The sequence below is a fragment of the Nocardia sp. NPDC055053 genome (genome assembly GCF_053608285.1).
In genome coordinates, this window is sequence record NZ_JBSGVD010000032.1 from 33,192 (window position 1) to 54,862 (window position 21,671).

The window sequence follows — 21,671 nt, forward strand, 5'->3', positions numbered from 1 at the left end:
ACAGCATTCGCGGCCGGGCCCTGTCGCGCCTACCTGCCGAGCAGTCCCTTGGCGATGTGGGTCACCTGGATCTCGTTGCTGCCCGCGTAGATCATCAGCGACTTCGCGTCGCGGGCGAGCTGCTCCACCCGGTACTCGCTCATATAGCCGTTGCCACCGAACAGCTGCACCGCCTCCATCGCCACCTCGGTGGCCGCCTCGGAACAGTAGAGCTTCATCGCCGACGCTTCGGCCAGGCTCGGCGGCTTACCCGCTTTGCCCCGCTCGAGCACGTTGAACACCATGTTCTGCACATTGATCCTGGCGATCTCCATCTTGGCCAGCTTGAGCTGGATCAGCTGGAAACGCCCGATCTCCTGACCCCACAGCGTGCGGTTGCGCGCGTAGTCGACGCAGAGCCGGTGGCATTCCTCGATGATTCCCAGCGCCATGAAGCCGACGCCGACCCGTTCGGCGGTGAAACTGGCTCTGGCGCTTTCGCGTCCGTCTCCGCCGCGATGTTCCTCGGTCTCGCCGAGCAGCCGGTCGCGGCCGAGCCGGACATTGTCGAAGAACAGTTCGCCGGTCGGCGAGGAGTGCAGGCCCATCTTCTTGAACGGCTTGCCCTGGGTGAGGCCCTCCATGCCCTTGTCCAGCACGAAGGTGAGCACCTTGCGGTGGCGTTTGTCGGCGCCGTCGCCCTCGTCGAGCTTGGCGTAGACGATCATCACGTCGGCGCACGGGCCGTTGGTGATGAAGGTCTTCTGCCCATTGAGGATGTAGTCGTCGCCGTCGCGTTCGACGCGAGTCTTCATGCCGCCGAACGCGTCCGAGCCGGAATCGGGTTCGGTGATCGCCCAGGACGCCACCTTGCGCAGCGTGACGATGTCGGCGAGCCAGCGCTGTTTCTGCGCGAGGGTGCCCCGCGACATGATGGTGGTGGCGCCCAGCCCGATGCTCACCCCGAGCGCGGACACCAAACCCATACAGACACCGGACAGTTCGCTGATCAGCACCGCCATCATCGACTGCTGCCCGGCGAACGGCGACCCACCGCCGCCACCGGACTTCTCCCCCGGCCCCGCGGCTTCCTTGGCGAGCATCTTGGCGACGGCGTCCTCGCCCATCGCATCGATCCCGAACTGGCTGAACAGTTTCCGCAGGATCGGGTACGGCAGCATCTCACCGCTGTCGAGGGCGTCCAGATGCGGGCGCACCTCCTTGTCGATGAAGGTCCGCACGGCATCGCGGATCATCAGATCGGTTTCGGACCATTCGATCATCGTCGTCTCCCGCTCAGGGCAGCCGCACGGCGATGTCGTCGATCGCCCACGGCCCTTCGGTCTCGATGGTCTTCACGTCATGCCAGCCGGCCAGCTCGGAGATGGCCCCGCCCTGCACCGCGAACACCTTGCCGGTGATGGGGCACTTGTCCGAGGCCAGGTAGGCGACCAGCGGCGAGATATTGGCCGGGCTGAAGGCGTCGAACCCGCCGGATTCCTCGGCCGCGGCGGCCTCGGCGGCGAACATCTCACCCATGCCGGGGGTGGCCAGGGTGAGCCGGGTGCGGGCGATCGGCGCGATGGCGTTGACCCGGACGCCGTAGCGGCCCAGTTCCTCGGCCGCGACCTGGGTGAGCGCGGCGATCCCCGCCTTGGCCGCGCCGTAGTTGGCCTGGCCCGCGTTGGGCAGCGTGACACCCGAGGCCGACGCGGTATTGATGACGGCCGCGTTGGGCTGATTGCCCGCCTTGCTCTGCGCCTTCCAGTAGGCGGCCGCGTGGTGCAGCACGGCCGCGTGCCCCTTGAGATGCACGGCGATCACCGCGTCCCACTGGGCTTCGTCCATCGCGGCGACGAAGACATCGCGCAGGATGCCCGCGTTGTTGACCACGATGTCGAGCCCACCGAACTCCGCGACCGCCTGGTCGATCAGGTTCTGCGCGCCGTCCCAGGTCGCGATGTTGTCGGTATTGGCGACCGCGTCGCCGCCCGCGGCCCGGATCTCGTCGGCGACCTGTTGCGCCGGACCGACGTCGGCGCCTTCGCCCGCATTGCTGCCGCCGAGGTCGTTGACGACGACCTTCGCGCCTTCCCGCGCGAACAACAGCGCGTGCTCGCGGCCGATGCCGCGGCCCGCGCCGGTGATCACGGCGACCTTGCCTGCCAGGGAACTCATGGGTGACTCCTGTATGTGAAGTTGGTCAGTCGGCGATCACGGCGAGGCCGTCGCTGAGCACGACATCCTCGCCGCGCACCGTCTCGAACGCGTAGGTGGTGACGCCGTCGGCGCTGGTGACGGGCCAGATCCGGGTCTTTAGGTCGTCACCGGGGAACACGAGCTTGGCGAAGCGCACCGCGAAGCGCCGCAGCCGATGCACATCCGACCCGGCGGTCGCGGTGAGCACGCCCCAGGAGGCCATCGCCATGGTGCACAGGCCGTGCGCGATGATGCCGGGCAGTCCGGCGTCCTTGGCGACCTGCTCGTCGAGGTGCAGCGGCACGGGATCGCCCGAGGCGGGCGAGTACCGGAAGGTCTGGTCGTCGTCGACGTGATGGTCGACGACCGCCGACGGCGCACTCGCCCGCAGACTCTCGTCGAACCGGTGCGACGGCGCCTGCTCCCCCACCGACTTGCCCGCGTCGATATTGCGGAAGAAGGCGGTGAGGTACTGCTCGTTCACCAGTTCGCCTGCGGCGTCACGGCATTCGACCAGGATGGTGATGGTCGTTCCGGTGGACTTGCTGGTGTAGCCGACCGCCTTGGCCCGCGAGACCAGCTCCTCGCCGGGCCGGATCGGCCGGTGGAAGTGGAAGTCCTGCTCGCCGTGCACGACCCGGCCGAAGATGTCCATCGGCGCCACGTCGATGACGGGCATCATCATGGCCTCGAACACCGGCACGATGGCGAAGACCGGCGGCGCGACCTCGCCGGTGCGGTGCGCCTCGATCGGATCATTGGTCGCCGCGGCGTATTCGGCGATCCGGTCCGCGGTGACCGCGAATCGCTCTGCGTCGCTCCACGTTTCCAGGCCCGCGTCGTCGAACTCGACGACGCGTCCCGATGCCTGCGCTGTCATCCCGGCGCCCTACGCCGAGGCCAGCGCGTCGAGCTGGTCGAGGGACTTGTCCAGCTGGGTGCGGCCGTCCTTCTCCACCGCCTTGCCCAGCGCGCCCTTGATCAGCGCGCCTTCGAAGTCGCCGGACACCAGGATGACGCTGCCGGAGCCATCGGGCTTGATGTCGAAGGTGAATTCGGTACGCACACCGGCCATTCCGGCGCCCGTGAGGGTGAGCCGGTTCGGCACCTCGACGGCCTTGACCGTCCATTCCATCTTGTTCGCCATGCCGAGCATGACGATCTTGGCGACCAGCCCGGCGCCCTCGACCAGCACGGCGGGCGGCTCCTCCATGAACTTCTCGTGGATGGTGAACCACTTGTCCCAGGTCTGCGGGTCCGAGACGACGGCCCAGAGCGCTTCGGGAGTGGCGGTGACGGTCTTGGTGGCTTCGATATGTCCCATTGCGGTACTCCTCGTGCGGGTCAGCGCACCGCGCGCTGGTAGGCGGTGACCACGGCGGCGCCGCCGAGGCCGATATTGTGCTGCAGGGCCGCGGTGACGTCGCCGACCTGGCGTTTTCCCGCGGTGCCGCGCAGCTGCCAGGTGAGTTCGGAGCACTGGGCCAGGCCGGTCGCCCCGAGCGGATGCCCCTTGGAGATCAGGCCGCCTGACGGGTTGACCACCCACTTGCCGCCGTAGGTGGTCTGGCCCGCGTCGATGAGCTTCCCGGCCTCACCCTCGCCGCACAGGCCGAGCGCCTCGTAGAGCAGCAGTTCGTTGGCGGAGAAGCAGTCGTGCAGCTCGATCACCTGGAAGTCCTCGGCACCGAGCCCCGCCTGCTCGTAGACCTTGTGCGCGGCAACGACGTTCATGTCGTAGCCGATCAGGTTCTTGGCGGTGCCGTCGAAGGTCGAGGCGAAGTCGGTGGTCATCGCCTGCCCGACGATCTCGACTGCCTGAGCCGACAGGTCGTGCCGGTCGACGAACGCCTCGCTCGCCAGGATCGCGGCGCCCGAGCCGTCGGAGGTCGGCGAGCACTGCAGTTTGGTGAGCGGGTCGTAGATCATCCGCGAGCCGAGGATGTCGTCGAGCGAATACTCGTCCTGGAATTGCGAATACGGGTTGTTCACCGAGTGCTTGTGGTTCTTGTAGCCGATCTTGGCGAAGTGCTCGGCGGTGGTGCCGTAGCGCTTCATATGTTCGCGGCCGGCCGCGCCGAACATCCACGGCGCCACCGGGAACAGCACCTCGGAGATCTCCGCCAGCGCCATCACGTGCTTGCCCATCGGCTGCTCACGGTCGTCCCAGGTGGAGCCGAGCGAGCCCGGCTGCATCTTCTCGAAGCCCAGCGCCAGCGTGCACTCGGCCAGCCCGCCCCGGATCGCCTGTGCCGCGAGGTAGAGCGCGGTGGATCCGGTGGAGCAGTTGTTGTTGACATTGACCACCGGGATCCCGGTCATCCCCAGCTCGTAGACCGCGCGCTGCCCCGAGGTCGACTCGCCGTAGACGTAGCCGACGTAGGCCTGTTCCACCTCGCGGTAGTCGATGCCGGCGTCGGCCAGCGCCTTGGTCCCCGCCTCGCGGGCCATGTCCGGATAATCCCAGGCCCGGGTGGTCCCGTCGGCCTCCTCGACCTGCTTGCGGCCCGGCTTCTCGAACTTCGTCATCCCGACGCCGACCACGTAGACCTTGTTCGCCATTGAACTCCCATCCTCACGCCTGGCCATAAACATACAGCCCTGAATGTATCTTCACAATGGGATTTCGTGACTCAGGTCACCGTCGAGCCGCGCGACAGCTCTCCCCGAGGGCGTGGCGGCGCCGGGTTTGCCGTCAGAGGAGTTTGCGGACCAGCGGGAGGGGGAGGGTGCGCAGGGCGAAGCCGATCGGGATCCAGGGCCAGTCCGGGACGTAGGCCTTGGCGCGGCGCTTCTCGATGGCGGCGACCATGGACCGGACGCCGGTTTCGGTGTCGACCATCAGCTTCGGCTCGTGCTTGATCCGGTCGTTCATCTCCGAGCGGATGTAGCCGGGATAGATCACCGAGACGTCGACGCCGGGAACGGCTTCCGCGCGCAGGCCCTCGGCGAGTGCGGCGACGCCGGCCTTGGTGGCGGCGTAGGTGGTCAGCGTCTTGGGCATGCCGCGCAGGCCGGAGATCGAGGAGATCATCACCAGGTGGCCGTTGCCCTGGGCGCGGAAGATCTTCATCGCCGCCTCGGTCTGGGCCAGTGCGGCGAGGAAATTCACCATCGCGGTCTCACGATTGGCGTCGTGGCGGCCGGTGCCCAGTGGCGCACCCTTGCCGAGGCCCGCGTTCACCACCACGCGGTCGACGGCGCCGAATTCGGCCGCGAACTCGTCGAAGACGGTGAACACGGCGGCGTCGTCGGTGACGTCGAGCTGTCGCACCGAGACGACGCGGTCGGGATGCGCGGCGAGGATCTCCGCGCGCAGTTCCTCGAGCCGTTCGGTGCGGCGCGCGCACAGACCGAGGTCATAGCCGATGGCGGCGAACTGGCGGGCCATCTCCGCGCCGAGGCCGGAGCTGGCTCCGGTGATCACGATGGTGCCCCGGCTCACGACACGACCGCCGATGCTGGTGCCCGTAGGGGCTCGATGTGCGATTCCATGCGCTCACGCTAGTCATCCGACACCCACCAGCGGAACCGCTCACCGCCGACGCGCAGCGGACCGCGGCGCTCGCGATCAACGGGGACTTGCCGCGATCACCGCAGACGCCGCGGCACGCAGGTCCACCATGGCGCGGTGCCAGCGGCGGTGCGCGCGTTCCGGGTCGGGGACGACGAAATTGGCGACGAGGATCCCGCGCAGCGCGTCCATCGCGGTGTAGGTGAAATCGCGGGCGCCCTTGCGGCGCAGATCATCCGGAACCAGATCGGCCACCGCCCGCAGTACCGCGGTGTTGACCAGCGGTTCGACCTCCTCCATGGCGGCGGCCAGCACCGGATCGGTCCGGCCCGCCACCCACAGCTCCACCGTCGCGATGAACAGCGGTCCCTGGTGCAGGTCCCACAGGAACTCGAGCGCGGCGCCGACCGGATCGTCACCCACCCTGACCTGCGGCATCTCGCTCATCGCTGCCGCAACCCGCCGCTCGGCCAGATGCTTGATCGCGGCGACCACCAGATCGTGCTTGGAGCCGAAATGGTGCACTTGCGCGCCGCGGGTAACGCCGGCGAGTTCGGCGACCCGGGGCGTCGTGGTGCCCGCGTATCCATATTCGACCAAGCAGTCGATGGTCGCGTCGAGCAGGCGCGTGCGCATCTCGCTGCTGCGCTGCTCCTGCGTCCGCCGCGGCGGCTTGTCGGCTGCGGTGCTGGTCATCGGCCGATCCTACCGCTTACATACAGCCCTGAAGGTAAGCGGTAGGTCCCTCCGCCCCCGGCACCCGCCGGGAGCGATGGTGGCGGCATCCGATCACCGCACAGCGACCAAGCGGGCGGTGTTGGCCGACTCGTCGTCGCTCGCCTCGTTGGCGGCGAGTTCGGCGTGCACCCGGTCGTAGTAGCGGTTGATCTCGGCGTTGGTGGTCTCGTCGTCCCAGCCGAGCAGCGGCGCGATCAGGCGGGCGATCTCCGGCGCGGCGGCGAGGCCGCGATCGGGGACCTCGATGGAGATGCGGGTGCGGCGGGTGAGCAGGTCGTCGAGGTGCAGCGCGCCCTCGTGGGTGACCGCGTAGACGGCCTCGGCGGCGAGGTAATCCGGCGCGCCCGGAATCGGCTGGCGCAGTGCGTGATCGGCGCCGAAGAGGGCGAAGATGTCGGTGGTCAGCGCGCCGTAGCGGCCGAGCAGATGCTCGACGACCTCGACGGGCAGATCCACCGTGGCGGCCAATGCGTCCGCCGCGGCCAGCATTTCGCGGTAGCCCTCCGCGCCGACGATCGGCAGCTGCGCGGTGTCCGAGGCGGGGATGTCGCCGCCGAGGCGGGCGGTGACGGCGTCGACCACGTCGGCGGCCATCACCCGGTAGGTGGTGTACTTGCCGCCCGCGATGACGTACAGGCCCGGCGCGGGCTCGGCGACGGCGTGCTCGCGCGAGAGCTTGGCGGTCTCCTTGGTCGCACCCGTCATCAGCGGGCGCAGTCCGGCGTAGGTGCCGACGATGTCGGCCCTGGTCAGCGGCTCCCGCAACACCGCGTTGACGTGGTCGAGGATGTACTGCACGTCGGCGGCGGTGGCCGTCGGGTGGTTCTTGTCCAGCGACCACGCGGTGTCGGTGGTGCCGATGATCCAGTGCTCGGCCCACGGGATCACGAACAGCACCGACTTCTCCGTGCGCATGATCAGGCCGGTGTGCAGGTCGAGCCGGTCGCGCGGCACCAGGATGTGCACGCCCTTCGACATCTGGACGTGGAACGGGAAGTCGACGCCGGTCATCTTGATCATGTCGTCGGTCCACACACCGGTCGCGCTGATCACGCTGCGGGCCCGGATCGTGTGGGCGGCACCGGTTTCCAGGTCGACCACGTGGGCGCCGACGACCTGCTCACCCTCGCGGACGAGCCCGGTGACCTTGGTGCGGGTCAGCACGGTCGCGCCACGGTCGGCGGCGGTCCTGGCGATCATCATGGTGTGGCGGGCGTCGTCGACCTGGGCGTCGTAGTAGCGGATGGCGCCGGTCATGGCGTCGGAGCGCAGCGCGGGCGCGAGTTCCAGTGCGCCGGTGCGGGTCAGGTGCTTGTGCATGGGCACGGTGCGCGCGCCGCCGAGGGTGTCGTAGAGGGCGATGCCAGCGCCGATGTAGGCGCGCTCCCACACGCGGTGCTGCAACGGGAACAGGAACGGCACCGGGTGCACCAGGTGCGGGGCGAGCGTATTCAGCAGCAGCCCACGCTCTTTCAGGGCTTCCCGGACCAGCGCGAAGTCCATCTGCTCCAGGTAGCGCAGGCCGCCGTGGATGAGCTTGGACGAGCGGCTCGAGGTACCGGCGGCGAAATCGCGAGCCTCGACGAGGGTCACCGACAGCCCGCGCGAGGCGGCATCGAGCGCGGCACCGGCGCCGGTGACACCTCCGCCGATCACCAGCACGTCGATCTCGCTGTCGCCGAGCGCCGCGATCGCCTCGGCGCGGTAGGTGGGGTCCAGGGAAACGGACACGGCTTGCTCCTTGTCGGTGTTCATCAGTCGATTTCGGCCCAGTCGAGGGTGCGTTCGACGGCCTTGAGCCAGCGGCGGTAGCCGCGTTCGCGCTGCTCGTCGGACCAGGTGGGGAACCAGCGGACGTCTTCGTGCCAGTTCGCGAGCAGTTCGTCGGTGGAGTTCCAGACCCCGACCGCCAGGCCTGCCGCGTAGGCGGCGCCGAGTGCGGTGGTCTCGGCGACCACCGGCCGCGAGACCGGGACACCGAGCAGATCGGCCTGGATCTGCATGGCCAGCTTGTTCATGGTCACGCCGCCGTCGACGCGCAGGGTCGCCAGCTGGACGCCGGAGTCTCGCTGCATGGCCTCGACCACGTCGCGGGTCTGGTAGGCGATGGATTCCAGTGTCGCCCTGGCCAAGTGGGCATTGTTGCTGTAGCGCGACAGGCCCACGACCGCGCCGCGCGCGTCGGGTCGCCAGTACGGCGCGAACAGCCCGGAGAAGGCGGGCACGAAGTACACGCCGCCGGAGTCCTCGACCTGTTCGGCCAGGTCCTCGATCTGCGCGGCGCCCGCGATGATGCCGAGCTGGTCGCGCAGCCACTGCACGGCCGAGCCGGTGACCGCGATCGAACCCTCCAGTGCGTAGACGGGCTTGTCGTCGCCGAACTGGTAGGCGACGGTGGTGATCAGGCCGTGCGTCGAGCGCACGATGTCGGCACCGGTGTTGAGCATCAGGAAATTGCCGGTGCCGTAGGTGTTCTTGGCCTCGCCCGGCTGGAAGCAGACCTGGCCGACACCGGCGGCCTGCTGGTCGCCGAGGACGCCCGCGATCGGCACCGCGCCCTTGAACGGGCCGTCGGGATTGGTCGTGCCGAATCCGGCCGGGTTCGACGACGGCGCGATGGCGGGCAGCATGGCGCGCGGGATGTCGAAGATGCGCAGGAGTTCGTCGTCCCAGCGCAGTGTCTCCAGGTCCATCAGCATGGTGCGCGAGGCGTTGGTGGGGTCGGTGACGTGCACGCCGCCGCGGATGCCGCCGGTGAGATTCCAGATCAGCCAGGTGTCGAGGGTGCCGAACAGGGCGTCACCGCGTTCGGCGTCGGCGCGCACACCCTCGACATTGTCGAGGATCCAGCGCAGCTTGCCGCCCGAGAAGTAGGGGGCGGGCGGGAGTCCGGTCTTGTCGCGGATGAGCTCGCTGTGCCCGGCCGCCTCCAGCGCGGCGATGATGCGATCGGTGCGGGTGTCCTGCCAGACGATCGCGTTGTAGTACGGGCGGCCGGTGCGGCGGTTCCACACGATGGTGGTCTCGCGCTGATTGGTGACGCCGATCGCGGCCAGGTCGGCGGCGGTGAGATCGGCCGTCGCGAGCGCGGTCTTGACGACGGTGCGCGTGCGTTCCCAGATCTCGTCCGGATTGTGTTCGACCCAGCCCGCGCGCGGCATGATCTGCTCGTGTTCGAGCTGATGCCGGGCGACGACGGCGCCGTTCCGGTCGAAAACCATGAAACGCGTCGAGGTCGTGCCCTGGTCGATCGCGCCCACATACCGATTCATCGTGGTCCTTTCGAGGACTCACCATCGAGCCCGGAACCCACGCTAGAAACGGCGTGACCCGGCCGCCACGGCCGCCGTTCGACAATGCTGAACGGTTGGCTGATAGGTTCGGGCGGTGCCGGGTCCGATCCAGTCGATCGAGCGAGCCGCGGCCGTGCTGCGTCTGCTCGCGCGCGGGTCGGGGCCGATGGCGGTCGGTGAGGTCGCCGCCGCGCTCGACCTGGCCAAACCCACCGCGCACGGCATCCTGCGGACGCTGCTGGGGGTGGGCTTCGTCGACCAGGATCCGGCGACGGGCCGGTATCTGCTCGGGCCCGCGCTGGGCGAGCTCGGCAGCGACCATCTCGACGTCAACGAGCTGCGTTCGCGGGCGATCCACCGGGCCGACGCGCTGGCATCGCGGACCGGGGAATCGGTGCGGATGGCGGTGGCGCGGCCTGCCGGGGTGACGGTGGTGCACCACGTCTTCCGGCCCGACAACACCGAGCAGGTACTCGCCGTCGGCGAGGTGCTGCCCGCGCACGCCACCGCGCTGGGCAAGGTGCTGCTGGCCTACGACGCCACGACGGATCTCGGTGCGCTGCAAGCTTTTACGCGGCGCACTATCGTCGAGCGGGCGGCGCTGGACCGGGCGATCGCCGAGGTTCGGCGGACCGGCTGGGCAAGTGAGGTCGAGGAGTATCGGACCGGCGAGGCGGGCGTGGCCGCGCCGATCCGGGCCAGAGGAGGTCTGGTGGTGGCTGCCATCGGGATCTCGGGGCCGACGGATCGGCTGTGCGACAACCGGTTACAGATCCGGCCCGCCGCTGTCGAGCAGGTGCGCGCGGCCGCGCAGGCCGTGCACCGCGATCTGGGGGTGGCGCAATGAACGGGAGACTCCGGTGACGCAACGGTATGTGCTCGCCCTGGATCAGGGCACCACCTCGACCCGATGCATCGTGTTCGACCGGCACGCGCGGCTGGTGGGGTTGGCTCAGCGCGCGCACCGCCAGCGCTATCCGCGCTCTGGCTGGGTGGAGCAGGATGCGCTCGAGATCTGGCGGACCGTCGAGCGGATCGTGCCCGCCGCGCTGCGCGATGCCGGGATCACCGTCGCGCAGGTGGCGGCGATCGGGATCGCCAACCAGCGCGAGACCACCGTGGTGTGGGATCGCGAGACCGGGGTGCCGGTGCGGCCCGCCATCGTCTGGCAGGACATCCGTACCGAGGCGCTCGTCGAGCGGCTGCGGAAAGCGCCTGGCGCGCACCGGATCACGGAGCTGAGTGGGCTGCCGCTGGCCACCTACTTCGCGGCGCCGCGACTGCGCTGGCTGCTCGACCATGTCGACGGGTTGCGGTCGCGCGCCGAACGCGGCGAGGTGCTGTTCGGGACCATGGAGTCCTGGCTGATCTGGAATCTCACCGGCATCCATGTCACCGATGTCACCAATGCGGGCCGCACCCTGCTGATGAACCTGGCCACCAGGCAGTGGGACGAGGAACTGTTGCGGTTCTTCGATATTCCGCGGGCGATGCTGCCCCGTATCGAACCGTCGACCGGCGATTTCGGGACCGCGCGCACGGTCGCGCCCGGCGTCCGGATCGGCGCGGCCCTCGGCGACCAGCACGCGGCCCTGTTCGGCCAGACCTGTTTCGCGCCCGGCGAGACCGAATGCACCTACGGCACCGGTGGATTCCTGATGATGAACACCGGCGCCGACCTGATCCGATCCGAACACGGGCTGCTCACCACCATCGGCTACCAGGTCGGACCCGAGCCGGTGTACGCGCTGGAAGGCCCGATCGCGGTCACCGGGTCGCTGGTGCAGTGGCTGCGCGACATCGTCGGCCTGATCGCCACCGCGCCCGAGATCGAGACACTCGCCGACACGGTCGACGACAACGGCGGCTGCTACCTGGTTCCCGCGTTCTCCGGGCTCTACGCGCCGCACTGGCGCAGTGACGCGCGCGGGCTGCTGATCGGGCTGACCTCGTATGTCACCAAGGGCCACCTGGCCCGCGCGGTGCTGGAGGCCACCGCCTGGCAGACCCGCGATGTCGTCGAGGCCATGAACGCCGATGCCGGGTTGCGGGCGCAGTCGTTGCGCGTCGCGGGCGGGATGGCCGCGAACAATCTGCTCATGCAGATCATCGCCGATGTGCTCGGTGTTCCGGTGATGCGTCCGCTGGTGACCGAGACGGTCTCGCTCGGCGCGGCCTACGCGGCCGGGCTGGCGGTGGGGTACTGGCCGGATCTGCAAGGGCTGCGGCGCAATTGGCGGGTGGCCGCGCAATGGGTGCCGCAGGCCGATCGGTCCGTCCGCGACGAGGAGTACGAGCGGTGGCAGCGGGCGGTGCAGCTCAGCGTCGGCTGGGCGCGGCCCGCCGGTGGCGGGTCGGCCGCAAACTAGACCAATCGTTCACGAATGAGGGTGCGCCGGCGCTCAGCCCAGAATCGAGGCGGCGACCCGACCCGCGTCCCGCAGGCGGGTGGCGGAATTGGGTGCGCGTTCGAGCACCCAGACGCCCTGGAAGAAGACGAGCAGGAAGCGGGCCATGGCGCGCGTATCCGCGTCGGGCGGCAGTTCGTCCTGTGCTCGGGCGCGCGAGAGCGCGGAGAACAGGGCCGTCTCCGTGCGCGCCCAACTGGATTCGACCAGCCGGGCGACATCGGCGTCGCGGGCGGCGAGCTCGACCGCGGCCGTGGTGACCAGGCAACCCAGGAACCGGTTCTCCGCACAGGACTCGTTCACGAACCGGTCGATCAGCCCTCTGATCGCGGGCAGCGCCGGGCCAGGACGGGCCAATTCCGCGGTGACCCGCGCGTCGACGATCTCCAGGTGGCGTTGCAGCGCCTTCATGAAGAGCTCGTGTTTGCTGCCGAAAGTCGCGTAGATGCAACCCCTGGCGATACCGAGATGCTCGATCAGATCCGCTATCGATGTCGTCTCGTAGCCGCGCTGCCAGAACAGATCCAGCGCACGGTCCAGCGCGACATCGGGGTCGAATTCCTTGGTACGCGCCACTTTCCGAGCTTACCAAGGCTATTTCGACCGATCGGTCAACTATGCAAGCCGCCATCCAGCCCGGGGGATATCTCGATTCCGCCACCGACATCTTTCAGAGGGATGTCGTGCCACCTGACTCGATAGCCGTCGGCTACTAGTGTATGGACGCAGGACGCTTCCGAGACGCGCCGGTGAACTTGCCGCGCACTACGTGCATGGGAGTTTGAGATGACCGATACCAGTCGTACTCTGACCAGAATCGCTCCGCCGAAGGACGGCTCCCACGCGGAACTCGTCCGATGGGCGTTCGGGCGGCTCAACGCCAAGGATGTCGACAGTCTGCGTGGGGCCTGGTGGACGGCCGATACCGTCGTGTACCTGCCGACCGGGACATGTCGTGGCACCGACGAGATCGCCGCCTACTTCGAGCAGACCTTCTCCGCTGTGGCCGACCTCGACCTCGCGATCGTGGCGATCGCCGAGTCCGGTGATGATGTCTTCGCGCACTGGCATCTGACCGGTCGGCACGTCGACACGTACTTCGGGATCGACGGCACCGGTGCGCGCATCGACTTCGAGGGCATGGATCACTTCGTGCTCGCGGGCAGGAAGGTCGCCACCAATACGGTGCGCTACGACCAGATGGAATTCGCGCGCCAGATCAAGCTACTGCCCCCGGACGGATCGCTGGCGGATCAGGCTTTGAAGGCCGCCTTCAACGCCAAAACGCGCGTAATGGGCCTCGCTCGTCGTCGCTAGCGGCGATGAGTCGGTGCTCCGCGCTGGGCGATCCGGCCATCTCGGGCTCCGACGACGTCAGGTGAAGAGCTCGTCGGTGCTGGTTGCGGTGGCGGCCTGCGTCAACCAAGCGTCGAGCTGGCCGAGATCGGTGCATTCGGCGAGCTGAGTGCGTTGCGCGGCCGACAGCTCGAGCCCGCGAGCAGTGAGCACCGTGAGTACCGCATGGGCAGCATTCTCCACGCGTCCTTCCGCGCGTCCTTTGGCCACGTACTTGGTGGCGATACGGCCGCGGTATTCGGGAGTGGTCTTCATCAGTTCCTCCAGACGTCGGCTTGCCGCGATGGTCAATGCGTCGTCGACCAGATCAAGGTACCTTTTCACACGTTCGTCGTCGGTTTTCATCAGCCCGGCAAGGAAAGCGACGAGGACTTCCTCCATGTGTGGTCCCGCGCCGTGGGCGATCGCCGACAGGGTCGCGAGCTCGGGGCAGCGCCTGGTCTCATCCGGGTCGGTGACGACGGGAAAGCGGTCGGGCCCCAGCACCAGCGGTTGAATGACATGAGATCAAGCAAACCTTCGTGCAGGTAGCTCGGCATGCCGGGCACCGTATTAGTGAATGCGTGGAGCACCCGAATCATGGCGGTGTGTTGGGCGAAACACACCGGCCTGGTCGGCGTGCCGACGCGCACTCGCCGGGTCGGTGGCATGTGCGCGCGGCGATCTGGTAATCCAGATTTCGACCACGCCGGAATGTGGCATCGAGCCGGAGAGTCAGGCCGAGCGCCGTCCGCCCCACACGGTGACGGCGAAGAGCAGGACGCCGAGGACGGCCAGTAGGGCTCCGACCAGGGCGGGGGCGGTGTAGCCGAGCCCGGCGGCGATGACGAGGCCGCCGAGCCAGGCGCCCGCCGCGTTGGCGATGTTGAGGGCGGCGTGGTTGAGGGCGGCGGCGAGAGTTTGGGCGTCGGCGGCGACGTCCATCAGGCGGGTTTGCAGGCCGGGGGCCAGGGCCGCGCCGGATGCGCCGACCAGGAAGGCGCCGATGCCTGCGGTGATGGGGTTGTGGGCGGCCAGGACGAAGCAGGCCAGGATGACCACCATCGCGATCATGGCGAAGAAGATCGAGCGGTCGACACCGCGGTCGGCCATGACGCCGCCGAGGATATTGCCCGCGATCATGCCGAGGCCGAACAGGGCGAGCACGATGGGGACCGCGCCGATCGGCATGCCCGCGACATCGGTCATGGTGGTGGCGATGTAGGTGTAGACGGCGAACATGCCGCCGAAGCCGATCGCGCCGACGGCCAGGGTGAGCAGCACCTGCGGGCGGCGCAGCGCGCCGAGTTCGGTCATCGGGTTGGTGACCTTCATGTCGCTCAGCGAGGGCACATATCGCCACAGCGCGGCCACCGTCGCCACACCGATCACGGCGACGACGACATAGGCGTCCCGCCAGCCAAGATGCTGACCGAGCCAGGTCGCGCCGGGCACACCGATCACGTTCGCCACGCTCAATCCGAGCATCACCGCGGCCACCGCCTTCGCCCGCTGCCCGACCGGGGCGAGCGTGGCCGCCGCCAGCGAGGCGACACCGAAGTAGGCGCCGTGCGGCAGCCCGGAGACGAACCGGGCCGCCACGAGCGTGCCGAAGGTCGGGGCCAGCACCGTCGCGGCATTGCCGACGGTGAACGCGGCCATCAACGCGATGAGCAGTTTCTTGCGCGGCACCCTGGCACACAGCGCGGCGATCAGCGGCGCACCGACGACAACGCCGAGCGCGTACGCCGAGACCGCGTGCCCGGCGGTGGGCTCGGAGATGCCGAAGGCCTTCGCGATATCGGGCAGCAGGCCCATCGTCACGAACTCGGTGGTGCCGATGCCGAACCCTCCCAGCGCCAGCGCCAGCATCGCCGGGACATGCCAGCTCGTGCGTGGCGCGTCGACCTGGTCGGCGGCTGAGAGGGAAGAAGTCACGCCTCCATGCAACGGGCCGGGGTACCCGATCGCTACCCAGGGCGAGCGTGAGTTACCCCACCCCGAACGAGAACGACCCGGCGAGCAACCCACTGATCTCGTAAGAACATGGGTAACTCACCGGGTCGAGCAAACTCCACCCCTCGCTTATCCGCCGGTCGCCGACGCGGGTCTCGCGTCACCTGAGTCCGGCCTGAATTTGCGGGGAGGCGGGGGAGCTATCTCACTTCAGGGCGCGAGCGAGGTTCACGTCCAGCGCACCCAGGAATTCCTCGGTGCTCAGGTAGCCCTGGTCGCCGCCGACGAGCAGCGCCAAGTCCTTGGTCATCTGGCCGCCTTCGACGGTCTTGATGACGACGTCCTCGAGCGCCTGCGCGAAGCCGATCACCTCGGGGGTGTTGTCCAGCTTGCCCCGGTGCTCCAGGCCACGGGTCCAGGCGAAGATCGACGCGATCGGGTTGGTCGAGGTCGGCTTGCCCTGCTGGTGCTGGCGGTAGTGCCGGGTGACGGTGCCGTGCGCGGCCTCGGCCTCACAGGTCCTGCCGTCCGGGGTGAGCAGCACCGAGGTCATCAGGCCCAGCGAGCCGAAGCCCTGCGCCACGGTGTCGGACTGCACGTCGCCGTCGTAGTTCTTGCACGCCCAGACGTAGCCGCCCTCCCACTTCATGGAGGAGGCGACCATGTCGTCGATCAGGCGGTGCTCGTAGGTCAGGCCCGCCGCGTCGAACTGGCTCTTGAACTCGGTGTCGAAGATCTCCTGGAAGGTGTCCTTGAACATGCCGTCGTAGGCCTTCAGGATGGTGTTCTTCGTCGACATGTAGACCGGGTAGTTCTGCTGCAGCCCGTAGTTGAGCGAGGCGCGCGCGAAGTCTTCGATCGACTTCTTGAAGTTGTACATACCCATGACGACGCCGCCGTCCTCGGGCATCTTCACGACCTCGTGCACGATCGGCTCGCTGCCGTCCTCCGGGGTGAAGGTCAGCGTGACGGTGCCCGCCTCGTAGACCTTGAAGTCGGTGGCGCGGTACTGGTCGCCGAAGGCGTGGCGGCCGATGATGATCGGCTTGGTCCAGCCGGGCACCAGGCGGGGCACGTTGGAGATGATGATCGGCGCGCGGAAGATGGTGCCACCCAGAATGTTACGGATGGTGCCGTTGGGCGAGCGCCACATCTTCTTGAGGCCGAACTCCTTCACCCGCGCTTCGTCGGGGGTGATGGTGGCGCACTTCACGCCGACGCCGTACTTCTTGATGGCGTTCGCGGCATCGACGGTGACCTGGTCGTCTGTCTTGTCGCGGTACTCGATGCCGAGGTCGTAGTACTCGAGGTTCACGTCGAGATACGGGTGGATCAGCTTGTCCTTGATGAACTGCCAGATGATCCGGGTCATCTCGTCGCCGTCGAGTTCTACGACGGTACCTTCAACCTTGATCTTGGACATGGATCTTCGTGTCCTCCTAGGATGGTGCCCTCATTGCACGGCCAGGCGAACACGCTTGTGAGCGGACCCCAGCTGTTCCAACAGACAACGTATATGCCCCGCGTTGTCTGCGGGACGTGTGGTGCAAACAAGACGAGCGTACTGCTGCCCCCTACCTCACCGCGATGGGAGGGCCCGCTGTGCGGGACTCCGCCCCGCAGCGGACGGCAAACAGGTCACAAGTGACCGCGGGCACTGTCGGGTCATGACCGACATACGCTCGACTCCCAACCTACTCGGCATCCGGCTGGCCCACCGCGCGATGCTCGCCGATATCGCTCGTTTCGCCGTCCTGACCGGGGAGCTTGCCGCGGGGACGCCGTGTTCGCCGCGGCGGGCCCGCGCGATCGCCGAGTATCTGGGTCTGCTGTGTGACTCCATCCACCATCACCATCGCGTCGAGGACGAGGTCCTCTGGCCCGCGCTCACCGCCGCGGCGGGCGACGCGGTCGACCTCAGGGAGCTGACCGACGACCACGCCCAGCTCGACCCGATGCTGGTCGAGCTCAGGGCGGCCTGTGCCGACCTGGTCGCCCGGCGGCCCGGCGCGGCCGCCGTCCTGGCCGAGCGGCTGACCCGGCTGCACACCGTGCTCGACGAGCACATCGCCGACGAGGAGCGGACCGTGTTCCCAATCGTCACCGCGTACGTGACCACCGGGCAGTGGGAGAAGGTCGAGCGGGCGGCCCGCGGCGGCGCGGTGATGAGTTTCGAACTGCCGCGCATGGTCGCGGTGTGCACGCGGGCGGAGCTCGCCGAGGTGACCGCCGAGGGCGGGCTGCCGGTGCGAGTGATGCTGGCCGTGTTCGGCATCGGGTACCGCAGGCGGGAGCGGGTGCTGGCAGGGAGGTGACGGTGGGCCGTCGGGCGAGGGTTATGTCTTCGCCGAAGGCCCGGCGGTGGATGCTTGCCGGCCGGTAGTCGTTGTCGCGATGCCGATGTCGTCGAGAGCGGCCAGTTCGGTCGCGATGGCGGCGAGTACGTCCTCGGCCGCGGCGCGGTGCGCGGTCGCGGCGGCGTGGTCACCCAGCCGGTCGGCCAGTTCGGCGAGGACGGTGTCGACCGGGCCGAAGGCGACCGACCCGGAGTCCATGCCCGCGATGGTGCCCGCTCTGGGCAGCAGGTCCTGATAGAGCCGCCGGGCCGCCTCGACCGTGCCGATCCGGGCGACCACCCTGGCCTCGAACACCGACATCGCGCACCAGTAGTAGTCACGCAGGACCGGGGTGCCCGCGCCGAGCAGCGCGGCCGCTCGCTCGGTGTGTCCCGCGTCGAGCAGTGCCAGCATGTACGCGGACCGGAGCGCGTGCGGTGCGGCCGCGTTCAGCGCGGCGTATCCGTCGAGGCCGGGTGCGAGGTCGCCGAGCGCCCAGCCGGTCATCATCTCGGCCAGCAGGGTCAGTTCGGCGCCGTTGGCGTGACCTGCCGCGATCATCTTCGCGCTGAGGTCGGCATCGATGGCCTTGGCGGTCGCGAAGTCGCCGCGCAGTGCGGCGAGCACAGCCAGATGCGCGGTGGAGACGACCAGCAGCGGGCCGAGCTGACCGCCCTCGGCGCAGTCGAGTGCCTTGGCGATCTCGGCCCGCGCGGCGACCAGCCTGCCCGCGCCCGAGGCGACGAGGAAGCGCAGAAAATGCGCGACCGCCTGGTACTCCGGCAGACCCGCCTCGGTCGACACGCGCAGCAGTTCGTCGGCCAGGTCGCCGCGCTCCGGCCACAGATCGGGACCGAGCGCGACGAAAGCCCTGGCATTGAGTGCGGCGCACAACAATTCGGGATCACCGAGCTCGCGCGCCGCGCGCAAGGCCGCGGCGGAGCAGGCGAAGGCGTGCGGGTTGTCGAAGCCGACGACTTCGAAGGCGGTGGTGACGAGCAGCCGGATCCGCAGGTCCGGCGCCGTCGTGCGCGTCAGCGCGGCGGCCAGATCGGCCCGCATGCCACGGTCGGGAGCACCGCGTTCCCGGCTGGTCCAGATCGTGGGGGCGCGCCAGCAGGTGAGGACGGCGGCGATCGGGTCGGTGGTGATGATCGGGGCGTCGGTGCCGGAGCTCGTGGTGGCACCGTCCGACGCGGCGTGGCCGTCGGTGGGCGGTATGAGGGTGCGGGCGGTTTCCAGGGCGTCGACGCGCAGGATACGGGCTTGTTCGTCGTTGCCGCCGTAGGCGAGGGCGTTGATCAGGGCGCAGCGGGTCGACAGCGCGGCGAGGCGGTCGTCGCGAGAGGCGGTGGCGCTGCCATGTCCTGCGCGCGTGTGTAATTCGAGTGCGGAACGCCAGAGGGGCTCAGCGTCCTGGTGGGCGCGGCGGGCGGTGCGTCTGCGGGCAGCGGCGAGGACGTAGCGGAGGGCCCGGCCGGCGTTCGCGGTGCCCGCACCGGCGATGGCGTGGTGAGCCATGGCGTCGAGGTCGACTGTGCCGGTGCCTGATTCGAGGCGTGCGGTGCGGTGATCGGCAGACTGGTGAACGTCCGCGATGGTCGTGCCGGTGCGGCGTTCGAGCAGTTCCAGAGCCGACCAGTGCAGGCGGGCCCGACGCAAGGCGGGTATGTCGCCGTAGACGGCGTCGCGAATCAGCGCGTGGGCGAAGGTGATTCGATCGGTGCCCGCGATCCGGACGAGGCCGGCGACCGTGACGGTGTCGACCAGGTCGATGAGTGTCTCCTCCGGCTCGGCGGTCAGCTCGAGCAGGGTGTCGAAGTCGATATCGTCGCCCCACACGGCGGCCAGACGCAAGGCCCGGACCGCGCCCGCGGGCAGCCGGGCGATCCGGCGGCTCAGCACATCGCGCACACCATCCGGTACGGCATGCAGATCCCCCACCGCCGCAGCGAGTTTGGCGACTTCGCGGACGAACAGCGGATTGCCACCGGTCCGCTCGCGCAACCGCTCGGCGGTGTCGTCATCGATGGACCCCAACCCCGCACGGGCCGCGATCGCGCGCACCGCCGCGGTATCGAGACCACCCAGCTCCAACCGGCATCCGGTCGTCGCCGCCAGCGCCGCGGCCGTAGCCCGCACCCCCGCGTCGGCCTCGGACCCCCGGGCGGTGACCAGGACCAGCACCGGCCGCTGCGCCAGCCAGGCCACCACCTGCCGCAGGATCTGCAAGGTAGCGCTGTCGGCACGATGGACGTCTTCGAGAACCACCAGCACAGGCCCGTCGGCCAGTCGCTGCCCACATGCCCGAGCCACCGCCTGTGCGATAGCGAACGGCCCCGCCTTCGCACCGAACCCTTCCGGCACCGAACCTGCCGAGCCCTGTGCCCCAAACCCATCCGGCACCGAACCTGCCGATGCTTGCCCACCGCCCCACCCCGACACCAGGCCAACCGTCGTCGGAGCCATCGCAATCTGCGCGCCCTCGACTCGCGGAGATCCCGGAGCCGCCGACTGTTCAGCGCGCTCACCTCGCAGCGATACCGCGCCTGCCTGCACCTGCACGCCGAGTCCGTCGAGCAGATGTATCCAAGCCCACGCGGCGGGAGCGCCGTCGACTTCGGGGCACGCCGCGCTCACGACGGTCCACCCGTCGGCAGCGAGTGCGCCTGCCAGCGATTCGGCCTGGGTGGTCTTGCCCGCGCCCGCTTCACCTTCCAGCCACACCACCCTGGCCCGCCCGTGCGCCACCACCTCCGCCGCCTCGGCGAGCAGCGCCGCCCGCTCGATGTCATAGCCGACCGCCGCGCCGATGAACCGCGATCGCGTACCGGCCAGATCCGCGCGGCTACCGTCGCCCCAGGGCCGATCCGCCGCCGCACCGTCTACCGGCGGGGGAACGTGTGCGGGGCGAGAGGCACCCGCGGCACGATCAGCGGGCTGAGTGGCACCGCCCCGTGCAGAATTCGCACCATCGCCGATGAGCCGACCGACATCAGTCAGCCGATCAGCGGCATCGGCAAAGTGCTGGTCGGGGAACGGCGGATCGGACTTCGGTCGGCCGGCGATCGATGGTGTCGGCGCCTCTGGCCGCGTCGAATCGGGCGATCGGGGCGGGTCGGCTGGTACCGGGGGCTGATCCAGTTCCGGTGCGTGGGTGAGGATCGCGGTTTCCAGGGCGCCGAGGGCTGGTCCGGGGAGGACGCCGAACTCGGTGTCCAGGTAGGTGCGGACCCGGCGCAAGGTGGCGAGGGCGTCGAGTTGGCGGCCGAGGCGGTATTGGGTGAGGGCCAGGAGGCGGGCGGCGTTTTCGCGGTCGGGGTGATCGGCGACGTGTGCGTGGAGGAGGGCGAAGGCCTCGTCGGGGTGACCGAGGGCAAGGGCCGCTTCGGCGCGGCGTTCGACGGCGAGGCGGCGGAGTTCGTGGAGGCGGGCGGCTTCCGGGATGACCCAGTGGGTTGCCGCGAAGGGAGCGTACGGCTCGCCGTGCCAGCACGCGAGTGCGTCGCCGAGGACGCGATAGCGCTGGGCGGGGTCGGGGTCGCCGTCGGCGAGCAGGCGTTCGAAGTGCCAGGCGTCGACCGCGGACCGGTCGAGGCGCAGCGCGTAGCCGGGGGCCTCGGAGATCAGGACGGTGGCGGGTGCGCGGGGCGGGCGGCCTGGTTCGATGGCGCGGCGCAGGTAGGAGATGTGGGCCTGGAGGGCGCCGAGGGCCTTGGGTGGCGGGTCGCCTGCCCACAGGTCGTCGATCAGCCGGTCGGTCGACACCACGTCGCCGCCCGCGAGCACCAGGCGGGCCAGGAGCGCGCGCTGACGCGGTCCACCCAGATCGGCGGGCCGCTCCCCCACCTCGACCCGCAGCGGACCGAGTACTTCGATGCGTACGGCGGGCGTGCCGCCGTACGGTCCTTCG

18 protein-coding genes are annotated in these 21,671 nt (G+C 69.1%); 4 read left to right on the forward strand and 14 right to left on the reverse strand.

What is annotated here, in order from left to right:
• Positions 1–29: 29 nt before the first annotated feature.
• The 9 genes from ACWF82_RS26705 to glpK (ACWF82_RS26745) all read right to left on the reverse strand — a co-directional run bounded on the left by ACWF82_RS26705 (position 30) and on the right by glpK (ACWF82_RS26745) (position 9,702).
• Positions 30–1,262: an acyl-CoA dehydrogenase family protein gene (locus ACWF82_RS26705; RefSeq protein ID WP_452505471.1), complete on the reverse strand. Its 1,233-nt coding sequence runs from the start codon at positions 1,260–1,262 to the stop codon at positions 30–32.
• Positions 1,263–1,275: 13 nt separating this feature from the next.
• The gene (locus ACWF82_RS26710) at positions 1,276–2,157 is read right to left on the reverse strand and encodes an SDR family oxidoreductase (protein WP_452505473.1); all 882 of its coding nucleotides are present in this window, start codon (positions 2,155–2,157) and stop codon (positions 1,276–1,278) included.
• A 25-nt stretch (positions 2,158–2,182) separates the two neighbouring features.
• On the reverse strand, positions 2,183–3,058 hold the full coding sequence (locus ACWF82_RS26715; RefSeq protein WP_452505475.1) for a MaoC/PaaZ C-terminal domain-containing protein: 876 nt from the start codon (positions 3,056–3,058) through the stop codon (positions 2,183–2,185).
• Between the two features lie 9 nt (positions 3,059–3,067).
• Positions 3,068–3,502 carry a type II toxin-antitoxin system Rv0910 family toxin gene (locus tag ACWF82_RS26720; RefSeq protein ID WP_452505477.1) on the reverse strand — a complete coding sequence of 145 codons (435 nt, stop codon included), beginning with the start codon at positions 3,500–3,502 and terminating at the stop codon, positions 3,068–3,070.
• 20 nt (positions 3,503–3,522) lie between these two features.
• Complete coding sequence (locus tag ACWF82_RS26725) at positions 3,523–4,740, reverse strand: lipid-transfer protein (protein ID WP_452505479.1); 1,218 nt, start codon at positions 4,738–4,740, stop codon at positions 3,523–3,525.
• Positions 4,741–4,873: 133 nt separating this feature from the next.
• Positions 4,874–5,623 carry an SDR family oxidoreductase gene (locus tag ACWF82_RS26730; protein WP_452505481.1) on the reverse strand — a complete coding sequence of 250 codons (750 nt, stop codon included), beginning with the start codon at positions 5,621–5,623 and terminating at the stop codon, positions 4,874–4,876.
• Between the two features lie 126 nt (positions 5,624–5,749).
• On the reverse strand, positions 5,750–6,388 hold the full coding sequence (locus tag ACWF82_RS26735; RefSeq protein ID WP_452505484.1) for a TetR/AcrR family transcriptional regulator: 639 nt from the start codon (positions 6,386–6,388) through the stop codon (positions 5,750–5,752).
• 93 nt (positions 6,389–6,481) lie between these two features.
• Entirely contained in the window at positions 6,482–8,185 is a 1,704-nt protein-coding gene (locus tag ACWF82_RS26740) for a glycerol-3-phosphate dehydrogenase/oxidase (RefSeq protein ID WP_452505486.1), read from the reverse strand.
• A complete protein-coding gene (gene glpK / locus ACWF82_RS26745) occupies positions 8,185–9,702 on the reverse strand; it encodes a glycerol kinase GlpK (protein WP_452505488.1) in 1,518 nt (505 codons plus the stop codon). Before glpK (ACWF82_RS26745) ends, ACWF82_RS26740 begins: the two co-directional genes overlap by 1 nt.
• Positions 9,703–9,817: 115 nt before the next feature.
• Here glpK (ACWF82_RS26745) and ACWF82_RS26750 point away from each other — a divergent pair, with 115 nt between their 5' ends.
• Both ACWF82_RS26750 and glpK (ACWF82_RS26755) read left to right on the forward strand, forming a co-directional pair.
• Positions 9,818–10,570, forward strand: a complete 753-nt coding sequence (locus tag ACWF82_RS26750; RefSeq protein WP_452505490.1) for an IclR family transcriptional regulator — start codon at positions 9,818–9,820, stop codon at positions 10,568–10,570.
• 13 nt (positions 10,571–10,583) lie between these two features.
• Positions 10,584–12,092, forward strand: a complete 1,509-nt coding sequence (glpK, locus tag ACWF82_RS26755; protein ID WP_452505492.1) for a glycerol kinase GlpK — start codon at positions 10,584–10,586, stop codon at positions 12,090–12,092.
• Between the two features lie 33 nt (positions 12,093–12,125).
• On the opposite strand, the gene ACWF82_RS26760 is transcribed toward glpK (ACWF82_RS26755), so the two are convergent.
• Positions 12,126–12,707 (reverse strand): TetR/AcrR family transcriptional regulator, encoded by a 582-nt coding sequence (locus ACWF82_RS26760; RefSeq protein ID WP_452505494.1) that lies wholly within the window; start codon positions 12,705–12,707, stop codon positions 12,126–12,128.
• Between the two features lie 210 nt (positions 12,708–12,917).
• On the opposite strand from ACWF82_RS26760, the gene ACWF82_RS26765 reads away from it, so the two are divergent.
• Positions 12,918–13,448, forward strand: a complete 531-nt coding sequence (locus tag ACWF82_RS26765) for an ester cyclase (protein WP_452505496.1) — start codon at positions 12,918–12,920, stop codon at positions 13,446–13,448.
• Positions 13,449–13,505: 57 nt separating this feature from the next.
• Here ACWF82_RS26765 and ACWF82_RS26770 read toward each other — a convergent pair whose 3' ends face one another.
• From ACWF82_RS26770 to ACWF82_RS26780, 3 genes are all read right to left on the reverse strand, one after another.
• Positions 13,506–13,973, reverse strand: a complete 468-nt coding sequence (locus ACWF82_RS26770; RefSeq protein WP_452505497.1) for a hypothetical protein — start codon at positions 13,971–13,973, stop codon at positions 13,506–13,508.
• A gap of 228 nt (positions 13,974–14,201) precedes the next feature.
• Positions 14,202–15,404 carry an MFS transporter gene (locus ACWF82_RS26775; RefSeq protein WP_452505498.1) on the reverse strand — a complete coding sequence of 401 codons (1,203 nt, stop codon included), beginning with the start codon at positions 15,402–15,404 and terminating at the stop codon, positions 14,202–14,204.
• A 223-nt stretch (positions 15,405–15,627) separates the two neighbouring features.
• Positions 15,628–16,845, reverse strand: a complete 1,218-nt coding sequence (locus ACWF82_RS26780; RefSeq protein WP_452505500.1) for an NADP-dependent isocitrate dehydrogenase — start codon at positions 16,843–16,845, stop codon at positions 15,628–15,630.
• Positions 16,846–17,089: 244 nt separating this feature from the next.
• On the opposite strand from ACWF82_RS26780, the gene ACWF82_RS26785 reads away from it, so the two are divergent.
• Entirely contained in the window at positions 17,090–17,737 is a 648-nt protein-coding gene (locus ACWF82_RS26785; protein WP_452505501.1) for a hemerythrin domain-containing protein, read from the forward strand.
• Positions 17,738–17,758: 21 nt separating this feature from the next.
• Here the strand turns inward: ACWF82_RS26785 and ACWF82_RS26790 are convergent, their stop codons facing one another.
• Positions 17,759–21,607, reverse strand: a complete 3,849-nt coding sequence (locus ACWF82_RS26790; protein WP_452505503.1) for a BTAD domain-containing putative transcriptional regulator — start codon at positions 21,605–21,607, stop codon at positions 17,759–17,761.
• Between the last annotated feature and the right edge of the window lie 64 nt (positions 21,608–21,671).

What these genes read in the sequence shown, in the direction of transcription:
- ACWF82_RS26705 (WP_452505471.1), bottom strand. Translation starts at nt 1,262, where the DNA reads ATGATCGAATGGTCCGAAACCGATCTGATGATCCGCGATGCCGTGCGG.
- ACWF82_RS26710 (WP_452505473.1), bottom strand. Translation starts at nt 2,157, where the DNA reads ATGAGTTCCCTGGCAGGCAAGGTCGCCGTGATCACCGGCGCGGGCCGC.
- ACWF82_RS26715 (WP_452505475.1), bottom strand. Translation starts at nt 3,058, where the DNA reads ATGACAGCGCAGGCATCGGGACGCGTCGTCGAGTTCGACGACGCGGGC.
- ACWF82_RS26720 (WP_452505477.1), bottom strand. Translation starts at nt 3,502, where the DNA reads ATGGGACATATCGAAGCCACCAAGACCGTCACCGCCACTCCCGAAGCG.
- ACWF82_RS26725 (WP_452505479.1), bottom strand. Translation starts at nt 4,740, where the DNA reads ATGGCGAACAAGGTCTACGTGGTCGGCGTCGGGATGACGAAGTTCGAG.
- ACWF82_RS26735 (WP_452505484.1), bottom strand. Translation starts at nt 6,388, where the DNA reads ATGACCAGCACCGCAGCCGACAAGCCGCCGCGGCGGACGCAGGAGCAG.
- ACWF82_RS26740 (WP_452505486.1), bottom strand. Translation starts at nt 8,185, where the DNA reads ATGAACACCGACAAGGAGCAAGCCGTGTCCGTTTCCCTGGACCCCACC.
- glpK (WP_452505488.1), bottom strand. Translation starts at nt 9,702, where the DNA reads ATGAATCGGTATGTGGGCGCGATCGACCAGGGCACGACCTCGACGCGT.
- ACWF82_RS26765 (WP_452505496.1), top strand. Translation starts at nt 12,918, where the DNA reads ATGACCGATACCAGTCGTACTCTGACCAGAATCGCTCCGCCGAAGGAC.
- ACWF82_RS26780 (WP_452505500.1), bottom strand. Translation starts at nt 16,845, where the DNA reads ATGTCCAAGATCAAGGTTGAAGGTACCGTCGTAGAACTCGACGGCGAC.
- ACWF82_RS26785 (WP_452505501.1), top strand. Translation starts at nt 17,090, where the DNA reads ATGACCGACATACGCTCGACTCCCAACCTACTCGGCATCCGGCTGGCC.